Raw genomic sequence first — 14467 nt, 5'->3', positions numbered from 1 at the left:
TTTTCCCTCAGATATGTTAGCGCTACCAGTGGCCGCCCGGAGGAGGGCGCGAAGGGGATGACGATGGCTTTGAGCAGTCGAAAACATGGTGCCGCCGTGCATCAACGCAGGCAGGAGGGCTGACCCCATGGTATCGCGCGTAATTCCCGTTGATCCTTTCGACCTCGTCATTTTCGGTGCGACCGGCGATCTCGCCCGGCGCAAGATCCTGCCCGGTCTGTTCCACCGTTTCACCGTCGGCCAGATGCCGGAGGCCGCGCGGATCGTCGGCGCGGCCCGTTCCGAGCTTGACGCCGATGACTTTCGCAAGATGATCCGCGACAGTCTGCTGGAGTTTGCCCCCAAGCTTGTGCAAGAAAGCGCCGCCTTGGAGCGGTTCCTTGGCATGGTACATTACGTGCGCGTGGATGCGTCGGGCGATGCGGGCTGGGCGGACCTCAAAGACCTGATGCGCGATGATGTCGTGCGGGCCTTTTACCTCTCGGTCTCGCCGTCGCTGTTCGGGACGATCGGCGGCAAGCTGCATGGCCACGGCATCGCCACATCCGACAGCCGCATCGTTGTCGAAAAGCCCTTTGGTCATGATCTGGCGACCGCGCAGGCGTTGAACGCCGATCTGCGCGCCAATTTCGACGAAAGCCAGATCTACCGCATCGACCACTACCTTGGCAAAGAGACGGTGCAGAACCTCATGGCGCTGCGTTTTGCAAATGCGCTGTGGGAGCCGCTGTGGAATTCCACCCATATCGACCATGTGCAGATCACCGTCTCCGAGAGCCTAGGCGTCGAAGGGCGGGGCGAATACTACGATAAATCCGGTGCCATGCGCGATATGGTGCAGAACCACCTGATGCAGCTTTTGTGTCTAACGGCGATGGAGCCGCCTTCGCGCTTTGACCCCAACGCGGTGCGTGACGAAAAGGTGAAGGTGATCGAGGCGCTGGAGCCTGTGGCGCAGAAGGACATTGCCCGCGGCCAGTACCGCGCGGCGAAAGGCGAGGGCAGCTACCGCGACCATGCGGGCGACCCCGACAGCCGGACCGAGAGCTTCATCGCCATGAAGGTTAAAATTGCCAATTGGCGGTGGGCGGGCACGCCGTTTTACCTGCGCACGGGCAAAAAGCTGCGTGGGCGCAGTTCCGAGATCGCGGTGATTTTCCGCGACCCGCCGCATATGATCTTCCCCGCGATGGAGGGGCATAAGGGCAATGCGCTGATCATCCGCCTGCAGCCGGACGAAGGCATCACCCTGCGCAACACGATCAAAGACCCCGGCCCCGGTGGCATGCGTCTGGCCGAAGTGTCGCTGGATATGACCTTTGCCGATGCCTTGGGCGAACAGGCCACTCCGCAAGACGCCTATGAACGGCTCATCATGGATGTGATCCGCGGCGATCAGACCCTGTTCATGCGCGGGGACGAGGTCGAAGCCGCTTGGGCTTGGGCCGATCCGATCATTCACGGCTGGGAAGAGACCCGGCAACCTCCCTACCCCTATGACCCCGGCAGCTCCGGCCCCGAAGAAGCGCTGATGCTGATGCACCGCGACGGCCGTCGCTGGCGCGAGATCACACGAAAGGACGAGACATGACCCTGCATTCCACGATTGACCGCGTCACCGACCGTATCATCGCCCGCAGCGAGGCGACCCGGCGGCCCTATCTGGATCGGATGGAAGCCGCCCGTGCCAAAGGGCCTGCGCGGGCACATTTGTCGTGCAGCGGGCAAGCCCATGCCTATGCCGCCTCCGGCGAAGACAAGGACCGGCTGGCGACCACCAGCGCAGGCAACCTCGGCATTGTGACGACCTATAACGACATGCTCTCGGCGCATCAGCCGTTTGAGCGTTACCCCGAACTGATCCGCGACGCGGTACGTGCAGCAGGCGGCACTGCGCAGGTCGCGGGCGGTGTCCCGGCGATGTGTGACGGGGTGACCCAAGGGGAGGCGGGGATGGAGCTGTCGCTTTTCTCGCGCGATGTGATTGCTTTGGCGGCGTCGGTTGCGCTCAGCCACAACACATTCGACGCGGCAGTTTTCCTTGGGGTCTGCGACAAGATCGTGCCGGGGCTGGTGATTGCCGCGCAGGCCTTTGGGCATCTGCCTGCCGTCTTCCTGCCCGCCGGGCCGATGGAGAGCGGGCTGTCGAATGATGAAAAAGCCAAGGTGCGCCAGCAGTTCGCCGCGGGCGAAGTCGGGCGCGACGCGCTGATGGCCGCCGAGATGGCCGCCTATCACGGGCCGGGCACCTGCACATTCTACGGCACCGCCAACACCAACCAGATGTTGATGGAGTTCATGGGGCTGCACCTGCCGGGGGCCAGTTTCGTGCCACCGAACGGATTGCTGCGCGATGCGCTGACCCAAGAGGGCGCGAAACGGGCGCTGGTGCTGAGCGCTCTGGGCAATGATTATACCCCCGTCGCCTCGGTTCTGGATGAAAAGGCCTTTGTAAACGGCATCGTCGGGCTCAATGCCACGGGCGGGTCGACCAATCTGCTGATCCACCTTATCGCCATGGCGCGGGCCGGGGGGATCATTCTGGATTGGGAGGATTTCTCGGATATCTCCGACATCACGCCGCTGCTGGCGCGGGTCTATCCCAACGGTCTGGCCGATGTGAACCATTTCCACGCGGCGGGCGGCTTGGGCTATATGATCGGTGAGTTGTTGAAATCCGGCCACCTGCATCCCGACACTCATACCGTCGCCGGGCAGGGGTTGGAGCATTACACGTCTGAGCCGAAGCTAAAGGCCGACGGTCTGGTTTGGGAAGAGGGCGCGGGCGAAAGCCTGAACGAGAAGATCCTTCGTCCCGCCAGCGATCCCTTCCAGCCCACCGGCGGGCTGCGCCGCATGGCCGGATCGCTCGGCACCGCCTGTATGAAGGTCTCTGCCGTGGCACCCGAACATCACGTTATCGAAGCCCCGGCGCGGGTTTTCGCGGATCAAAACGAGGTGAAGGCAGCGTTTAAAGCGGGCGAGTTGACCGGGGATCTGGTCGTCGTCGTCCGCTTCCAAGGGCCCAAGGCCAACGGCATGCCCGAGTTGCACAGCCTGACGCCGCTTCTGTCGATCCTTCAGGGGCGCGGGCAAAAGGTGGCGCTGGTCACCGATGGGCGCATGTCGGGGGCTTCGGGCAAGGTGCCTGCGGCGATCCACGTCAGCCCAGAGGCGGTCGATGGTGGCCCCATCGCGCGGGTGCAAGATGGCGATCTGCTGCGCGTCGATGCGGTGGCGGGCAGGCTGGATGTTCTGGCCGAGGGTTTTGAGGACCGCCCCAACGCCACCGCCGATCTGTCGGCCTATCACGCTGGCACGGGGCGCGAGCTTTTCGCCATGTTCCGCAATACCGTCGGGGCCGCCACCAGCGGCGCGACCATTTTTGGAGGTTGATCCATGACGCTTACTGCAAAAGGTGCCAGCCGTCGCACCCGTGAAATCTGCGCGCTCGCCCCGATCGTGCCTGTTCTGGTGATCGAAGACGCCGTCCACGCCCGCGCATTGGCCGAGGCCTTGGTCGCCGGAGGGCTGCCCGCCTTGGAGGTGACACTACGCACCCCTGCCGCACTCGATGCCATTTCGGCCATGGCCGAGGTCGCGGGCGGTCATGTGGGGGCGGGGACGTTGATCTCCCCTGAAGACGTGCGCGCGGCGAAACGGGCGGGGGCGACCTTTGGCGTCTCGCCCGGTGCCACCGAGGCGTTGATCGCGGCCTGCGAGGAAGAAGACTTGCCGCTGCTGCCCGGCGCTGCCACTGCGAGCGAAGCAATGCGCCTGTTGGAACGTGGCTATGACATGCTCAAGTTTTTCCCCGCCGAAGCCTCTGGCGGGGCACCCGCACTCAAAGCCATCGGCGCACCGCTGCCGCAGATCACCTTTTGCCCGACCGGCGGCGTCAGCCCCGACAATGTGGAAAGCTACCTGAGCCTGCCCAATGTACTTTGCGCAGGCGGCAGTTGGGTGGCCCCGAAAAAGCTGATCGACGCGCAAGACTGGGCAGGGATCGAAGCGCTTGCCCGCGCCGCGGCGCAATCCGGGCAAAAAGGCTGATTTCTATTCGGACCGAGGGCTTTCCGCCGAGGTTAAAAGTTGTCGCGGAAAGCTCGACACCATCAGACCCTTGCTGGCTGACCGAACTTATCTCTATATTGACTTTAGTTTACGCGCGCTGCGTTTCGTCAAGGGAGGGTTAAGATGGGTCAGCAAAAGATCCGAAATATGGAGGAGTTTGCCTCTGTAAGTGGCATCTCTCGGCCCACCCTGTCGAAATACTTTAACGATCCCGACAGCGTGCGCCGCTCCACCCGCGAACGGATCGAAGCGGCCCTCAGTCAGTATGACTACCGCCCCAACGTCTATGCGGTGAACCAGAACCGCCGCAAAACCCGCAACATTGGCGTGGTCGTGCCCAACCTCGCGGACCCGTTCTTCTCTGAGATTGGTCGTGAGGTGGAGCTGGCCTGTCTTGCCGCAGGCTATAGTCCCATTTTGCTCAGCTCTCACGGCAACCCGGCGCAGGAACGGGCCAATCTCGATTCGCTTCGGGCGCTAAAGCCTGCGGGCGTGCTCTTGGCGCCCTTCGGCAAGGCCTCGGACCGAGAGGCCATCGCGCGCTTTTGCAGGGACGTGCCGGTCGTGACCCTTGATGCGAATGTCGAAGGGGTCTGTGAGGCTTTTGTCGGCACCGATAACTTCCAAAGCGTTGACTTGATTGTCGAATACCTTTGTCGCAGCGGCGAACCGCCGTGCTTTTTTGAGATGAGAACCCCCAGCAACCCGAACGCCAACAAGCGCCGCCAAGCCTATTTCGAGGCCATGGAGCGACACGGCTTTGCACCGCATATCCATCAGGTGCCAGGCGAGGGGTGGAATTTCGAAGAGATCGGCGCGACTGAGGGCGGGAAGCTGATTTCGGCGGGCGCGTTTGAGACGGATACGGTGCTCTGCTCGAACGACCGTTTGGCCATCGGCATGCTGTCGGCTGCTTATGAGTTGGGTGTGCGGGTTGGTCATGGCAAGAATTGCACCATGCGTATCGCCGGTCAGGACGATCACCCATTTTCGCGTTACACCTGTCCGCCACTGACCACCATCGCGCAGGATTACGGGGCCATCGCGAATCGTGCGGCCAGTACCCTGTTCCGCATTATCGACACTGAAACCCGATTGGCCGAACGAGAAGAGACTTTATTCGAGGGCAAACTGGTGATGCGCACCTCGGCCTAACCCCTTGAGTTCGCAAGTTGCCCAGAAAATAATTAACGCGCGTAAAATTTAAGTTGACTGCGCGTTAGGTCGATCGCTAGTCTCCCCTCATCATCTATAGAGGGAGGAACTATCGATGTTCTGCGATAAATCACTTTATGCCGCGACGGCTCTGGGCCTGATCATGGGCGGCGGCGCTGTGGCCGAGACGATCACCATCGCCACCGTGAACAACGGCGATATGATCCGGATGCAAGGCTACACCGACAAATTCACCGAAGAGACCGGCCACGAAGTGGAGTGGGTCACGTTGGAAGAGAATGTGCTGCGCCAGCGCGTCACCACCGACATCTCGACCAAGGGCGGTTCTTTCGACATCATGACCATCGGCATGTATGAAACGCCTATCTGGGGCGCGAACGGCTGGCTGGTGCCGCTAGACGACCTGAGCGAAGACTATGACGCGGACGATATCCTGCCCGCGATGGCCGGTGGTCTGAGCCACGACGGCACGCTTTACGCCGCACCCTTCTACGGCGAAAGCTCCATGATCATGTACCGCACTGATCTGATGGAAAAAGCCGGCATGGAAATGCCGAAAGACCCGACATGGGACTTCATCCGCGAAGCCGCGGCCGCCATGACCGATCGTGAGAACGACATCAATGGCATCTGCCTGCGCGGCAAGGCCGGTTGGGGCGAAGGCGGCGCGCTGATCACGGCGATGTCCAACTCCTTTGGCGCACGCTGGTTCGACGAAGACTGGAACGCCCAGTTCGACACCGAGGCTTGGGCCAACACCATCAACTTCTACAAAGACCTGATGGATGAAAGCGGCCCGGCGGGCTATGCCTCCAACGGCTTCAACGAGAACCTCTCGCTGTTCCAGCAGGGCAAATGCGGCATGTGGATCGACGCCACTGTGGCGGCGTCCTTCGTGACCAACCCCGACGATTCCACCGTGGCCGACAAGGTTGGTTTTGCGCTGGCACCTGACACGGGTCTCGGCAAACGCTCCAACTGGCTCTGGGCATGGGCGCTGGCGATCCCGGCGGGCACTCAGAAAGAAGATGCCGCGAAAGAGTTCATCGAATGGGCCACCTCGAAAGACTATATTGAGTTGGTTGCAGAGAACGAAGGCTGGGCAAACGTCCCTCCCGGTGCCCGCAAGTCGCTCTATGAGAACCCCGAGTACCAGAAAGTGCCCTTCGCGCAGATGACGCTCGATTCGATCCTATCGGCTGATCCTGAGAACTCCACGGTTGATCCGACGCCCTATGTCGGCGTGCAGTTCGCCGCGATCCCTGAGTTTGCAGGCATCGCGACCGACGTGAGCCAGGAGTTCTCCGCCGCCTATGCCGGTCAGCAGACCGTCGAAGAGGCGCTTGAGAAGGCACAAGCTCTGACCAACGACGCGATGGAAGCCGCAGGCTACCGTTAAGCCGCCGCTTCAACGGCTTACAGGGCGGCGGTCACCGCCGCCCTTTTCCGCCCCACCACCCGATATGATAGCCTTGACCTAACCGCGGCATCCGCCGCCAGCAGAGGAGATGTGCCCGATGGCTACCCAACATTCCCGATCAGCGGCACGCCTGATGATGGCCCCGGCGGTGGTCTTGCTACTTGGATGGATGCTCATCCCGCTGACCATGACGCTCTATTTCTCGTTCAAGAAATACCTGCCGATGCGCGGCGGTGATCTCGGCTGGGTCGGGTTCGACAACTATGTGCGTTTCGTCACCTCAAGCGCCTTCTGGCCCTCGGTGATGACCACGCTGATTATCGTCGGCGGTGTGCTGGCGATCACGGTGGGTCTGGGCATCCTGCTCGCCATCCTTCTGAACCAGCCGATGTGGGGGCAGGGCTTTGTCCGCATCCTTGTCATCGCGCCCTTCTTTGTCATGCCCACCGTGTCGGCGCTGGTGTGGAAGAACATGTTCATGGACCCGAACTATGGTCTCTTCGCCCATCTGTGGGAGTTCTTCGGCGCGACCCCGGTGCAATGGATGAGCCAAGCCTCGTTGTCGTCGATCATAATCATCGTGTCATGGCAGTGGCTGCCCTTTGCGACGCTGATCCTGCTCACCGCGATCCAGTCGCTCGACCGCGAGCAGCTGGACGCCGCCGAGATGGACGGCGCGCCCGCCACCAAACGTTTCGCCTATATCACCCTGCCGCATCTGGGCCGCGCGATCACCGTGGTGATCCTGATCCAGACGATCTTTCTCTTGTCGATCTTTGCGGAGATTTTCGTGACCACGGGCGGTGCCTTTGGGACCAAAACACTGACCTATCTCATCTTCCAGCGGGTACTGGAAAGCCAGAACATCGGCCTCGGATCGGCAGGCGGTGTCTATGCAATCATTCTCGCCAATATCGTTGCCATCTTCCTGATGCGCATCGTCGGCAAGAACCTGGACGCCTGAGGAGGAGACATCATGGCACGCGCAGTCACCAGACAACGCAAGATCGTCAACACGGCCATCGCATGGGGCATCGGTTTCCTGATCTTCTTCCCCATCCTTTGGACCATCCTCACCAGCTTCAAGACCGAAGCGCAGGCCATCGCCGATCCGCCGATCTTCCTCGGCTTTGATTGGACGCTGGCCAACTACGAGGCGGTTCTGGAGCGGTCGAACTACGGGCGCTTCCTGTGGAACTCGATCATCATCGCCGGGGGCTCGACCATCCTTGGCATCTTGATCGCGGTGCCCGCCGCATGGTCGATGGCCTTTGTGCCCGGCAAGCGGACCAAGGACATTCTGCTCTGGATGCTCTCGACCAAGATGCTGCCAGCGGTCGGTGTGCTCTATCCGATCTATCTGCTCTGCATCCAGTTTGGCGTGCTCGACAGCAAGATCGCTTTGGTCATCATCTTGATGCTCATCAACCTGCCGATCATCGTCTGGATGCTCTACACCTACTTCCGCGAAATCCCCGGCGAGATCTTGGAAGCGGCACGGATGGATGGGGCAAGCCTGCGTGAAGAGGTGCTCTATGTCCTCACGCCGATGGCGATCCCCGGCATTGCATCGACGCTCTTGCTGAACTTCATCCTCGCATGGAACGAAGCCTTCTGGACGCTCAACCTCACCGCGGCCAAGGCCGCACCGCTCACGGCTTTCATCGCGAGCTATTCCAGCCCCGAAGGCCTTTTCTACGCCAAGCTCAGCGCGGCCTCCACCATGGCCATCGCGCCAATCCTCATCCTCGGCTGGTTCAGCCAGAAACAACTCGTCAGCGGCCTGACTTTCGGCGCAGTCAAGTAAGCAAGGGACAGTCACATGGGACAAATTAAACTCAATCAGGTTTCCAAAAGCTTCGGCGATGTGGAAGTCATTCCGCCCCTTGATCTGACCATCGAAGATGGCGAGTTCACGGTCTTCGTCGGCCCCTCGGGCTGCGGGAAATCCACACTGCTGCGGCTGATCGCGGGGTTGGAGGATATCACCTCGGGCCATATCGACATCGACGGCACGGACGCGACCCACGTGCCGCCCGCGAAACGCGGTCTGGCGATGGTGTTCCAATCCTACGCGCTTTACCCGCATATGTCGGTGCGCAAAAACATCGCCTTTCCGATGAAAATGGCCGGGCTGCCTGCGGATGAACAAAACCGCCGCATTGAGGCGGCTGCCAAAGCGCTGAACCTGACCGATTACCTTGACCGTCGTCCGGGCCAACTGTCAGGCGGACAGCGCCAGCGTGTCGCCATTGGCCGTGCCATTGTGCGGGAGCCTTCGGCGTTCCTCTTCGATGAGCCGCTGTCGAACCTCGACGCCGCGCTGCGCGTGGGGATGCGTCTGGAAATCAGCGAGCTGCACAAGCGGCTGGCCACGACGATGATCTACGTGACCCACGATCAGGTCGAAGCGATGACCATGGCCGATAAGATCGTCGTGCTACGGGCGGGGCATATCGAACAGGTAGGCACCCCGCTTGAGCTTTACTACAAGCCGCGCAACGAATTCGTCGCGGGTTTCATCGGCTCGCCCAAGATGAACCTCATCAAAGGTGCCGAAGCCGAAGCGCGCGGCGCGCCGACCATCGGCATCCGGCCCGAGCATTTCGACGTTTCCACCACCGAGGGCGCGTGGGAAGGCACCATCGGCGTGGCCGAACATCTGGGTTCTGACACCTTCCTGCATGTCCATGGCGTGGCGGGCTGCGACCCGATGACCGTGCGCGTGGATGGCGAATTGTCGGTCCGACATGGGGACCGGATTTTTCTCACCCCGCAGGCGGACAAGCTGCACCGGTTCGACGCACAGGGCCTTCGGGTCGAGTGATGCAAGCGACAGGAATGACAGGCCGACCCCCGCACCCACTCCCCGGTGCGCGGCCCTTTGAGGATGTGGATCATGGATAAGCTGGTAGACCTCTCAAATGCGACGCTGGGCGATCTGGACATCGCACGCCCCACCTATGATCGCAGCGCCCTGACGCCCGGTATCGTGCATATTGGCGTGGGCAATTTCCACCGTGCGCATCAGGCGTGGTATCTGCACCGTTTGATGCAGAACGACCAAGCGCATGACTGGGCGATCCTTGGTGCGGGGGTGCGCCCCTATGATGCGGCGATGCGGGAAAAGCTCTTGGCGCAGGACTGTCTGACGACGCTGATCGAACTCGACCCCGCGCAGACCTCGGCTGAGGTTGTGGGGTCGATGATCGACTACCTGCCGATCGAAGAGGGCAACGGTGCGTTGATCCGCGCCATGGCCGATCCGGCCATCCGCATCGTCGGGCTGACGGTGACCGAAAGCGGCTATTACATCGACCCCGTAAGCAAGGAGTTCGACGCCGCTCACGCGGATATCATCCATGACGCGGCGAACCCTGACACTCCGTGCACCGCCTTTGGGGCCATGGTCGCGGCCTTGCGGTTGCGCCGCGATGCGGGGCAGGGTCCGTTCACGGGGCTGAGCTGTGATAACCTGCAGGGCAATGGCGATATCCTGCGCCAAGCGGTCGTGTCGTTGGCGAAGATGTCCGACCCGGCGCTAGCCGATTGGATTGAAGCGAACGCCAGCTTCCCTAACTCCATGGTCGATTGCATCGCCCCGGCTACTGGCCCTGTCGAGATTGCGCAGGCGCGGGAGTTCGGCGTGAACGACGCCGCCCCGGTGACGCATGAAGCCTTTCGCCAATGGGTGATCGAAGACGACTTCTGCGCAGGCCGCCCGGATTGGGATCAGGTGGGAGCGACCTTCTCGGACGATGTGCATGCCTATGAAAAGATGAAAATCCGCATCCTAAACGCGGGCCATCAGGTCTTGGCCAATGTCGGTGAGGTGCTGGGGATCGAGACGATTTCCGCCACCATGGCGCATCCGGCGATCCGCGCGATGTTCCACCGCGTACAGGCCGAAGAGATCACCCAGACGGTCGCTCCGGTGCCCGGCATGACGCCGCTGGCCTATCTCGATCTGATCGAACAGCGGTTCTCGAATCCGCGCATCGTCGATACCAACCGCCGCGTTGCTTTCGACGGGTCGGCGCGGCACACCGGGTTTGTCCTGCCGATCTTGCGGGATCAACTGGCGGCGGGGCGCTCTGTCAGCGGTCTGGCCTTGGTCGAAGCGCTCTGGGCGCGGATGTGTGCGGGCACGCGGGAAGATGGTACTGAGATCGTGGCGAATGATCCGATCTGGGACGCGTTGCAATCCGTGGCGCAGGCCGCGCGGGAACGGCCTGAAGCGTGGCTAGAGCAAGACCGCCTTTACGGTGATCTGGCGCAGACCGAAGCCTTCCGTGATGCTTTTGTCGCTTGGCTCACGCTCATCTGGGACGCGGGCGCAGTCGCGGCGATGAACGCCTATACGCAGGTCGATCAAAGCAACGGTCGCGCCAGCAAAGCAGGGTGACCCCCGACTAGCTCTGGTCGGGTTTCAAGAACCCGACCAGCAGCGCCGACAGGGCCACCATGATCGCCGCCGCCCCCAACATCAGGGGCAGACCGCCGATCTGATAGCTCAGACCCGACATCAACGTTCCCAACAGCCGCCCGGCGGCATTGGCCATGTAGTAGAACCCCACATCCATCGTCACCCGTTCGGCCTTTGTGAAGGACAGGATGAGGTAGGAGTGCAGGGAGGAGTTCACCGCAAAGACCGCGCCAAAGGCCAACAGGCCGATTACAAGGGTCACGGTGAGCCATGTCTGCGGCCCGTCGCTGAACAGCGCCGCCAGCGTCAGCGCCGCAGGCACGGCGGCGAGCGACCATGCCCAGCCCTTCGCGGCTGAGATCAGGTCTCCTGCCGGGCGGGATTTGGCGCGGAGCAAGCGTGGGGCGTAGATTTGCACCAACCCGTAGAGGATCACCCAGACCGCCATGAATGTGCCGATCATGAAGAAGGCCGCACGGTTGCCCTCCTCCGTGCCGTCCGAGAGGACCGCGTAGAAATAGATCGGGATGCCCACCACGAACCACACATCCCGCGCGCCGAAGAGAAACACCCGCGCCGCGCTGAGCCAATTCACATTGGGGGATTTAGAGAAGACTTCGGAGAATTTCGCCCCCTTGCGTCCTTTGGGCAGGCCGGGCGGCATGGCGGTCAGCACGGCAATCAAGATCAACGCAAGGATTGCCGACATGCCCAGCACGGCCCAGACAAAGCCGAGCGTCGCCAGCAAGGCCGCGCCGAGTAGAAAACCTAAGCCCTTGACCATGTTCTTGGAACCGGTCAGCAGCGCCACCCAACGAAACAGCCCGCCATCCTCGGAGGGCGCCAGCAGTTTGACGGCGGATTTGGACGACATCTTGGCCAAATCCTTGGCCACGCCGCTTGCACCCTGCACCAGCATGACGAAAACGACCGAGGCGCCAACCGCCCATGTGGGATCAAGCAGCGCCAGCGCCAGCAGCGCCACGATCTGCAACCCCAGCCCCGCATAAAGCGTCGAGGCGAGCCCGAAGCGCGCCGCGATCCAGCCCGCGCAGAGGTTGGTAATGACCCCTGCGATCTCATAAAGCACAAAGAGATAGGCCAGTTGCACCGGCGAAAAGCCCAGCCGGTGGAAATGCAGCAACACCAACATGCGCAACGCGCCATCGGTCAGCATGAAGGCCCAATAGGCCGCCGTGACCGCGATATAGGCCGAGAGCCCCTCGGGGCGGGTCGCGCTCTGGCTCACAGGCTTGCCCCGACCATCAGCGCCACATCGACCAAACGGTGCGCATAGCCCATCTCATTATCGTACCATGCGTAGATCTTTACCTGCGTGCCGTTCACGACCATCGTCGAGGGCGCATCGACGATGCTTGAGCGGGTGTCGTTGGTGTAATCGGCTGAGACGAGCGGGCGCTCCTCATAGCCGAGGATGTCTTTCAACTCCCCTTCGGCCGCGGCTTTGAACAGGGCGTTCACCTCTTCCACCGTCGTCTCGCGCTCTACCTCAAACACGCAATCGGTCAGCGAAGCGTTGAGCAGTGGCACCCGCACCGCGTGGCCGTTCAAACGACCTTTGAGTTCGGGGTAGATAAGCGTGATCGCCGTGGCGCTGCCGGTGGTCGTCGGGATCAGGGAGTTCAGGGCCGAACGCGCGCGGCGCAGGTCTTTGGCAGGGCGGTCGACGATGGTTTGCGTGTTGGTCACATCGTGGATCGTGGTGATGGAGCCATGTTTGATCTTCATCGCCTCCTGGATCACCTTCACCACTGGGGCGAGGCAATTGGTCGTGCAGCTTGCCGCTGTGACGATGCGGTGACGGGCGGGGTCATAGACGCCTTCGTTGACGCCATAGACGATATTTGCCGCATCGCCATCTTTCACCGGGGCCGAGATCACCACCTTCTTCACCCCTGCATCGAAATAGGGGGCGAGCTTGGCCTCGGTCTTGAAGACCCCAGTGCAGTCGATCACCACATCCACCGTATCGAGCGGCAGCGCGCTGAGGTCGCGCGCGCCGATGAAGGGCAGGCGGGTGCCGTTGATCGTGACGCTGTCGGCGTCATGGGCGAAATCCGCCTCCCAGCGCCCGTGCACCGTGTCGAATTCCAGCAGATGGGCGTGCATTTCCGGATCGCCCACCGCGTCGTTGATCCATGCAATCTCGGCCCCCTGTTCCAGCAGGGGTTTCAGGGCGAGCTTGCCGATACGGCCAAGGCCGTTGATCGCGTAGGTAATCATGCGGGGGTTCCTTCTTTGTTGGTTTGGCCAGCGTCATCCAGCGCCTTTTGCAGCGAGATGCGGTCGAGCGAGGTAAGGGGCAGGCTGGTAAAGCCCAAAATGCGGTTGCGCAGGGTGCCGTAGGCTTGCTGGAAGGCGAGGCTCTTTTCGGCGTCCGAGCCTTCGACCTTCACCGGGTCGGGCAGGCCCCAATGCGCGGTGATCGGCTGGCCGGGCCATGTGGGGCATTCTTCGTTTGCTGCTTGGTTGCAGACGGTAAAGACGAAGTCAAAGGCGGGCGCATCCGTGCACTGAAACTCTGATACGTGTTTCGCGCGCAGGTGCGATATGTCGTGGCCCTTCTGCTTTAGCACCTCAACCGCATGTGGGTTCAGCTCAGACCGGGGCCGCGTACCTGCTGAGTAGACGTTGAAACGATCCCCCGCGAGGTCGCGCAGGATGCTTTCGGCAAAGATCGACCGGGCGGAGTTACCGGTACAGATGAACAGGACATTGAACTTATGGCCGGTAATCGGGGCATTGCCGTCAGGAGAGCTGAGCGGGACGCAAATCTCAGGCCGTCCACGACAGCAGTCGTTCAGCAGGTAACCGATGGTGTCTCGGGCGGCCTCAAGATCAATTGCATAGCGTAGAGAGGTGCCTTGTCGCTCCTGAGTGACAAGCCCGGATTGCAATAACGCGCCGATATAGGCCGAAAGGGTATTTGGCTTTAGCCCAAGCGCCTGCGCCAGTTCGGTCGCCGGTACGCGATCAGGATAGCGCCGCATGAGCAGCCGGAAAAGCGCGAGGCGCTGCGGGTGGCCGAGGGTGGCAAGGCGGCTTGAAATCACTTGTTCCATGATTCGTGAATTACGGAATTGGCGAAGTCTGGGCAAGTGAAAGTTTTGTTACAGTGTCGCCAAAGGTGAGTGGCGGGGCAGTGCTTTCCCGCGTTGATTCACCGCACCTGTAAATTCTACCAGCTTTACAAGTTCGATCTCTGCCACTCAGGCCGAATGTGCCGAAAAACTAATTGAACGATTGCAAAGGCTTGTGGTGCTATGGCGCTAATTTTGTGATCTGGGTTTGCGGTTGTCTGGAATGGCAGCCAAACGAGAGATGCGCGCTACGGCTGACGCGACCTTTCA

12 protein-coding genes are annotated in these 14467 nt (G+C 61.5%); 9 read left to right on the top strand and 3 right to left on the bottom strand.

Annotated elements, in window-relative coordinates; translation table 11 throughout:
* Window positions 1-127 precede the first annotated feature (127 nt).
* The 9 genes from zwf to K3759_RS14355 all read left to right on the top strand — a co-directional run bounded on the left by zwf (window position 128) and on the right by K3759_RS14355 (window position 11075).
* Complete coding sequence (zwf, locus tag K3759_RS14395; RefSeq protein WP_259982812.1) at window positions 128-1591, top strand: glucose-6-phosphate dehydrogenase; 1464 nt, start codon at window positions 128-130, stop codon at window positions 1589-1591.
* Complete coding sequence (gene edd / locus K3759_RS14390; protein WP_259982810.1) at window positions 1588-3396, top strand: phosphogluconate dehydratase; 1809 nt, start codon at window positions 1588-1590, stop codon at window positions 3394-3396. The genes zwf and edd overlap by 4 nt, the downstream gene beginning before the upstream one ends.
* A 3-nt stretch (window positions 3397-3399) precedes the next feature.
* Window positions 3400-4053, top strand: a complete 654-nt coding sequence (gene eda, locus K3759_RS14385; RefSeq protein WP_259982809.1) for a bifunctional 4-hydroxy-2-oxoglutarate aldolase/2-dehydro-3-deoxy-phosphogluconate aldolase — start codon at window positions 3400-3402, stop codon at window positions 4051-4053.
* Between the two features lie 144 nt (window positions 4054-4197).
* Window positions 4198-5229, top strand: coding sequence for a LacI family DNA-binding transcriptional regulator (locus K3759_RS14380; RefSeq protein ID WP_259982806.1), 1032 nt, complete (start codon window positions 4198-4200; stop codon window positions 5227-5229).
* A gap of 115 nt (window positions 5230-5344) precedes the next feature.
* Entirely contained in the window at window positions 5345-6649 is a 1305-nt protein-coding gene (locus tag K3759_RS14375; protein WP_259982804.1) for a sugar ABC transporter substrate-binding protein, read from the top strand.
* 118 nt (window positions 6650-6767) lie between these two features.
* Window positions 6768-7634 carry a carbohydrate ABC transporter permease gene (locus tag K3759_RS14370; protein WP_259947585.1) on the top strand — a complete coding sequence of 289 codons (867 nt, stop codon included), beginning with the start codon at window positions 6768-6770 and terminating at the stop codon, window positions 7632-7634.
* Between the two features lie 12 nt (window positions 7635-7646).
* Window positions 7647-8477, top strand: a complete 831-nt coding sequence (locus tag K3759_RS14365) for a carbohydrate ABC transporter permease (protein ID WP_259982802.1) — start codon at window positions 7647-7649, stop codon at window positions 8475-8477.
* Between the two features lie 15 nt (window positions 8478-8492).
* On the top strand, window positions 8493-9497 hold the full coding sequence (locus K3759_RS14360; RefSeq protein ID WP_259982800.1) for an ABC transporter ATP-binding protein: 1005 nt from the start codon (window positions 8493-8495) through the stop codon (window positions 9495-9497).
* Between the two features lie 72 nt (window positions 9498-9569).
* Window positions 9570-11075: a mannitol dehydrogenase family protein gene (locus K3759_RS14355; protein ID WP_259982798.1), complete on the top strand. Its 1506-nt coding sequence runs from the start codon at window positions 9570-9572 to the stop codon at window positions 11073-11075.
* 7 nt (window positions 11076-11082) lie between these two features.
* Here K3759_RS14355 and arsJ read toward each other — a convergent pair whose 3' ends face one another.
* The 3 genes from arsJ to K3759_RS14340 are packed head-to-tail and all read right to left on the bottom strand — an operon-like array spanning window position 11083 to window position 14179.
* A complete protein-coding gene (arsJ, locus tag K3759_RS14350) occupies window positions 11083-12345 on the bottom strand; it encodes an organoarsenical effux MFS transporter ArsJ (protein WP_259982796.1) in 1263 nt (420 codons plus the stop codon).
* Window positions 12342-13340, bottom strand: a complete 999-nt coding sequence (locus K3759_RS14345; protein ID WP_259982795.1) for an ArsJ-associated glyceraldehyde-3-phosphate dehydrogenase — start codon at window positions 13338-13340, stop codon at window positions 12342-12344. The genes arsJ and K3759_RS14345 overlap by 4 nt, the downstream gene beginning before the upstream one ends.
* Window positions 13337-14179: a helix-turn-helix domain-containing protein gene (locus K3759_RS14340; protein WP_259982793.1), complete on the bottom strand. Its 843-nt coding sequence runs from the start codon at window positions 14177-14179 to the stop codon at window positions 13337-13339. Before K3759_RS14340 ends, K3759_RS14345 begins: the two co-directional genes overlap by 4 nt.
* Window positions 14180-14467: the final 288 nt, after the last annotated feature.

Origin of the sequence: Sulfitobacter sp. W027 (assembly GCF_025143985.1) — a bacterium.
Lineage (GTDB): Bacteria > Pseudomonadota > Alphaproteobacteria > Rhodobacterales > Rhodobacteraceae > Sulfitobacter.
The sequence above is the reverse complement of the archived record's forward strand: the minus strand, read 5'-3'. Positions and strand labels throughout refer to the sequence as shown.